Genomic DNA, 4,771 nt, shown 5'->3' on the forward strand with positions numbered 1-4,771 from the left:
GTGGCCGCTGCCGTAGTACAGGCGATTGAGCCAGCGGCCGTCGGGCAGTTGGGTCTGGATCAGGTTGCCGAGTTCGTCGTAGTGATAGTGCAGGTTGCCGGCCGCGCTTTGTTCTTCGAGCAACTGGCCGAGGGCGTCGTAGGCGAAGCTCAGGGTTTGTGCGTTGCCCTGGTGGTCGGTGAAGGTGACGGCGGTGAGCTGGTCCAGTGGGTCGTAGGTGTAGTCGGTGCGGCCATCGTCGGTGATTTTGGCGATCAGCCGGCCGACGGCGTCGCGTTCCAGTCGGTGAACGATGGGAGCGGGGGGCGCCTCGGGGACGACGGCCAGGCCGTTGCCGCCACCACCGCGGTGATCGCGATGTTGGCCGCCACCTCCAGCACGCCGCCAAGAATGTCGGCCATCATCGAGGTGTGGCTGAGTGCATCGCCCAGCCGGGCGGCCCAGAGTGCGTCAGACATGCGGGATGTTTATCCGGCGCAAGCGTCTGGCCGCCGCGCAATCGTTGCGCTTGTTGAGTCGTTCGATGCCTTCCATTGCACCATTCTCCTTGTCGATTACGGCATGCGCATCAGCGCAGTCCTCAGGCGTTTGATCAGCTTCGGATCCTTGAAGCAATCGGCTGGCCGTATGTCATCCAAGGCCGGTACCTGCTGTTCGATCCACCACAACCCTTCCTTAAGTCCTCTTTTACCATAGAGGATGACGGCCGTATCGAGGTTGCCATCCAGTTGTTTCGCCAGGGTGCGGGCATTGTCGTCGAGATAGTCCTCTTTGTATAACCGCACAAGCACTTGCCAATCGGCATCGCTGGGGTAATCGTCTTCCAGCTGTTCCATCTTTTGCGCTCATTGGTCGGGTCAGATCCAGAACCAGAAGACTAACCATAAAAATAATCAAAGAACCGTTCGAGGTTTTCTTCTAAGTCGGTTGATCGAGCACCTTCACAGCTGTTACCACATGCTGTGCATTAAACGCTGCATGCTATTTATCTTAGTGGTACAGGTAAACGTCGGGTTAAAGGTCGCAGACTCTCACGATCCGTCCACAGCCCCGGAAATACTTCAAATTTCAAATCGTCACGGTTAAGTCCAGTATCGAAATAGCGGCACAATCTGTCGCTCAAGTCTTCGTCCCCCCACATGTTGGTAAGCTCATACTGTTCAATAGCATCGCGATTTTTTGAAAGCTTCAGCTCTTTTTGACGCACGGGTGCCAAGCTGTAATCGATAGCGCAGTCTTTGCCGGTATCGATCAGGTCGGCACCGCGAAAGGGGAATCCACCTTCAAAGTTAACGTGCGGTCTTAACCAGTAACGTTCGTGGTCTGGCAGGACCAGTGGAGTCGCAGGCTGTAGTTTTTCGACGGCAAGTCGTTGGGTAACGACCTCCCCTACAAAACCGCTGAACAGAATTTTGCTGTCGTTCAGCACGAGATCGCTCCAGATTCCATTCACGCTCCTCACGTTGTAAAAACGCATGACGGAATTTTTGATCATCTGGCCTACGGTATATAAATCGTCTCGCAGTTTGAGGCTGACTAAATCGCCTTTCTTCCAGGTTATGCGTTTGGCCATGGGGCTCACTCCAGATGCGGACGCTCAAAACTGAGCCCCGTTGTTTCGCTTACTCCTCGTATACATCCTCTTCATTAATCAGCCCTTGAACAAACCGAAGGAAATTCGAGCAGACCAGCTTTTCGGATTCAGCCTAATTTTCTTCAGGGCTTAGGTCGCTATCAAAGCTATCAGTCGTAAAATAACTAACGGCCTCCGTATCAAGATTCAAGCAAAAGAAGTTGCCACCCCAGTCGTTCGCGAAAGGCAGGAGGTGTGCAGGAAGTACCTGTTTTTTTAGCATCAACTGGTAGGTGGACAGCAGCGTGGAGTCGCCACCGGTAATCGGCTTGAATGCAGCCACTTCCAGTGGCTCGTCAAAATCTTCGCTGACCCAATAGGTCCGCTCCGGTACGCCGCCGTTGTACTTGAGATAATGGTTTCTAAAGGGCGTCGGTAGCTTCTTACCAATGGCGGATTCCAGATGATCCAGATCCGCTGGCGTAATGGTCGCTTCGTCATTTGAGAATGTGTTTTCAAGCACTCGTTATCTCCGGTCATGAGCAGCGTCCAAGTTTGGGGCCAACAGGTATTTGGCTGATTCTTTGCCGTTCCACTTTTCTACTGCATTATCCCTGGATCCGGAGCCGGAATGACCACGCTCGCCCAACTGGCTGTACGTTTGCGTTGTGTCAGAACACGCAATGCTGCTGCGTCGGGTTCGCCTTTTTTCGTGAATTTGACAGGCACCAAAACATAGAGCATCACCTTTTCATCGTCGGGGATGATCTCTTTTTCAGTTTTCGTATCCCAGGCTTTATCCACGGCCACGAAAGCATCCACTTCGTCTGGCCAGGCCAGGTTGGCATACATGGCATCGGAACGACGAATCAAGAAGCCTTCCGACAAGGGGCCATTATCGAACGTGTGGTGAGCGAGCAGAGACAGCAACTCAACCGGAAAAACCCAAGGACTGTGGGGGGGAAAACCATGCTGCGTAAGAGGCCAGTCGCCAGGTAAGCATACGAATAATTCGGTATGAGGACTTTTGGCAAAAAGTCCGATGGTGAAGAGTAACTTGAACTTGCTTTTGCCATCAATACAGCTGATACGCAGCTCCAGCCCCTCTTCATTAGTGATGGGACTCAGTTGCGCGGGTAGAACCCAGCCAGCGGTGTTGTGCACGAAAGTGACTATAGAACCACCAAATTCCTCAGGCTGGCTTTCAACGTCCATGATACTGACCGCCCCGGATTTTCTTAAGGTGGACGCAATCTCTGTAAATCCCCAGGTGTTGGCGATGTCCAATGGCGCAGTATTCAGTCTGGTGTGCAGTCGATTGATGTTGGCATGGTGTTCTACAAGAAGATTGACGACGTCCTGATGCCCAAAGGTAATCGCGTCAATCAGCGGGGTGGTTATGCTGTTAGGCCACCCATCCACCAAAGCACCGGCCTCAAGAAACCATTGGCATGTTTGTAAGTGTCCATTGCCAGCGGCTGCGGCAAGTGGCGTGCTATTGCCGGAACTGGCGGCAGGCTGGTCCAGCGCAATACCTAAAGACACCAATAAGCGGCAAATTTCGGTTTGCCCCTGTTCAGCGGCCATGTGCAGCAGGGTTTCATGCCCATCAAGACCATACATGGGCAAGTGCAATAGAACGGAATTTTTCTCTAGGCACTTTTTTAGTGAGGCTGCATTTCCCGACGCGATGTCTGCGTGAATGGCTAATAAAGTTTTAATGTTCTTTTCATAAATTTCTTCTGGGTTGTTCATTTAAAAAATACCTTTTGTCATTTGAGCACCCATGTTTTTCAATGCGTTTTGGACACTGGCCAGCCCGCCGACGTCTGCTTTCTGTAGTATTTCATAGACTTTTTTGGCGCTGGCTATCGAGTGATTCCCTCCACCATTTTGGGCCCAGGTGAAGTTGCGCGGGTCGTTGTTTAGGCCAATTTTGTGTTTGGCCAGAATTTTTTGCGAGTCGGTAATGTACTTTTGATTTTGAGCTTTCCAGCTTTTCGGAGCTTTTTCGCGGACGATATGATGGTAATGCGGCTTTACCATACCCTTAGGTGCAGGCCCCATCGCTCTCTTCTGTGAGGCGCTGAGTCGACAAACTTCCCACCCCCACGGATCCACCCACCCAATCGGATTCGGTGCGTATTGATAGAGGTTGAATCCCCCCGCCAACCCAATCGGATCCGGCGTAGTAAACCGCCCCACATCCGGATCATAAAACCTGAACGTATTGAAATGCAGCCCCGTCTCCCGGTCCAAGTACTGCCCCTGAAACCGCAGGTTCTGCTCTTCAATGTAATACGGCTCGCGCACCTCTTCTAACGTGTTGCCCCACACCCGATAAGTTGCCTGCCAGACGTTGTGGCCGTCCGCTTCGATGAGTTGTTCCGGCAGGCCGTTGAGGTCGTTGTGGTAGTAGCGGATTTTTTGCAGCGGGCCGGTGCCGTCGACGCGGGCCAGGGGTTCGTAACCTTCGTCTTCGTAGAGGTAGAGGCTGGTCTGTTGATGGCGATGTTCCTGCAACAGGCGCAGGCCGTCCCAGGTGAAGCGGGTTTCGCCGAGCGGGTAGCCGTTGGTGTCGTGCTCGGTTTTTTCGATGCGCCGGCCCAGTGGGTCGTAGGTCATCCTGACCACGCTGCCGTTTTCATTGTGCACTTCAATCAACCGGCTTTCGGCGTCGTAACCGAAGCGCTGCAGGCCCCGTTTAGCGCTGCGTTTTTCGATCATCCGGCCAAACGCGTCATAGCGATAACGCTTGTCCTGATAGGTCAGCAGTTTGTTGTGCACCACCAACCCGGTGCCGGGTTGTGGGCCGTCCAGCAGGTTGGCGGCGGCGTCGTAGGCGAAGGTTTCGCGCTGGCCGTGCAGGCTGTCCTGGCTGGCGATGATGCGGCCGGTGGCGTCGTAGTGCAGCAGTTGGCGGTGTTGCGCGGCGGGTTGCTGGTCGAGTTTGCCGATCAGGTTGTCAGCGGGGTCGTACTCGAAATGTTTCTGCACCGCTGCCGGCATCAGCGATGGCTGGCTGCTGTGACGGCGTTGGCGTGAGCGTAAACGTCCGCTGCGGTCGTATTCGCTGCGGGTGCTGATCTGGCCTTGGGTGCGCAGCACTTCGCGGTGCAGGCGGTCGCGTTCGAAGTCGCTGATGACCTGGCCGTCGAGGTTGATCTGGTGCAAGTGGCCGCTGCCGTAGTACAGGCG

6 protein-coding genes and 1 pseudogene are annotated in these 4,771 nt (G+C 54.1%); all 7 read right to left on the reverse strand.

All coding sequences use genetic code 11. The features are described 5' to 3' along the window. A pseudogene (locus AC1D2Q_RS29410) lies at window positions 1-336 on the reverse strand (hypothetical protein); the annotation flags it as partial. Continuing rightward, entirely contained in the window at window positions 255-458 is a 204-nt protein-coding gene (locus AC1D2Q_RS29415) for a hypothetical protein (RefSeq protein WP_258612875.1), read from the reverse strand. The gene AC1D2Q_RS29415 and the pseudogene AC1D2Q_RS29410, both read right to left, overlap by 82 nt. A gap of 96 nt (window positions 459-554) precedes the next feature. Further along, a complete protein-coding gene (locus AC1D2Q_RS29420) occupies window positions 555-836 on the reverse strand; it encodes a hypothetical protein (RefSeq protein WP_477815528.1) in 282 nt (93 codons plus the stop codon). 149 nt (window positions 837-985) lie between these two features. Beyond that, window positions 986-1,573, reverse strand: coding sequence for an immunity 26/phosphotriesterase HocA family protein (locus AC1D2Q_RS29425; RefSeq protein ID WP_258612873.1), 588 nt, complete (start codon window positions 1,571-1,573; stop codon window positions 986-988). Between the two features lie 133 nt (window positions 1,574-1,706). Beyond that, complete coding sequence (locus AC1D2Q_RS29430; protein WP_258612872.1) at window positions 1,707-2,096, reverse strand: SMI1/KNR4 family protein; 390 nt, start codon at window positions 2,094-2,096, stop codon at window positions 1,707-1,709. A gap of 77 nt (window positions 2,097-2,173) precedes the next feature. Next, window positions 2,174-3,328, reverse strand: a complete 1,155-nt coding sequence (locus AC1D2Q_RS29435) for an ankyrin repeat domain-containing protein (RefSeq protein WP_477815529.1) — start codon at window positions 3,326-3,328, stop codon at window positions 2,174-2,176. Next, window positions 3,329-4,771: RHS repeat domain-containing protein (locus AC1D2Q_RS29440; protein WP_477815530.1), on the reverse strand; the 1,443-nt coding region annotated here is incomplete at its 5' end.

The sequence above is a fragment of the Pseudomonas sp. P1_A1 genome (assembly GCF_056406935.1).

What these genes read in the sequence shown, in the direction of transcription:
- AC1D2Q_RS29435 (WP_477815529.1), bottom strand. Translation starts at nt 3,328, where the DNA reads ATGAACAACCCAGAAGAAATTTATGAAAAGAACATTAAAACTTTATTA.
- AC1D2Q_RS29425 (WP_258612873.1), bottom strand. Translation starts at nt 1,573, where the DNA reads ATGGCCAAACGCATAACCTGGAAGAAAGGCGATTTAGTCAGCCTCAAA.
- AC1D2Q_RS29420 (WP_477815528.1), bottom strand. Translation starts at nt 836, where the DNA reads ATGGAACAGCTGGAAGACGATTACCCCAGCGATGCCGATTGGCAAGTG.
- AC1D2Q_RS29415 (WP_258612875.1), bottom strand. Translation starts at nt 458, where the DNA reads ATGTCTGACGCACTCTGGGCCGCCCGGCTGGGCGATGCACTCAGCCAC.